This window comes from Hymenobacter sediminis (genome assembly GCF_003231285.1).
GTDB classification, from domain to species: Bacteria; Bacteroidota; Bacteroidia; order Cytophagales; family Hymenobacteraceae; genus Hymenobacter; species Hymenobacter sediminis.
Window position 1 is genome coordinate 1 of record NZ_QKNS01000063.1, and the last position, 269, is coordinate 269.

Sequence of the window (269 nt, forward strand, 5' to 3'; positions counted from 1 at the left end):
GGTTAATATTTGGAAAAAATTAGTTTCGATAAAATTTCGATTAACAAGAAAATAATCAACCAAAAATTTTACGAATAGAAAAAAAATTATTTTATTTACTAAGCATACGAAATAGTTGTGTTGGTCGCCCTTTTTTAGCTCACCGTTTCAAAAACTAAAGGCTGTTCTAGACAGCCTTTATTTATGTAAGGCCTGACTCAAATCTTCCAATAAATCATCGAGGTGTTCCAAGCCTACAGACATCCTAATCAGGTTTACAGGTGTTTTGC

The 269-nt window shown here is 32.0% G+C and carries 1 protein-coding gene; it reads right to left on the reverse strand.

Features of this window, described 5'->3' with window-relative positions:
- Positions 1-177: 177 nt before the first annotated feature.
- Positions 178-252, reverse strand: a complete 75-nt coding sequence (locus tag DNI29_RS25425) for a PLP-dependent transferase (RefSeq protein ID WP_369073979.1) — start codon at positions 250-252, stop codon at positions 178-180.
- Between the last annotated feature and the right edge of the window lie 17 nt (positions 253-269).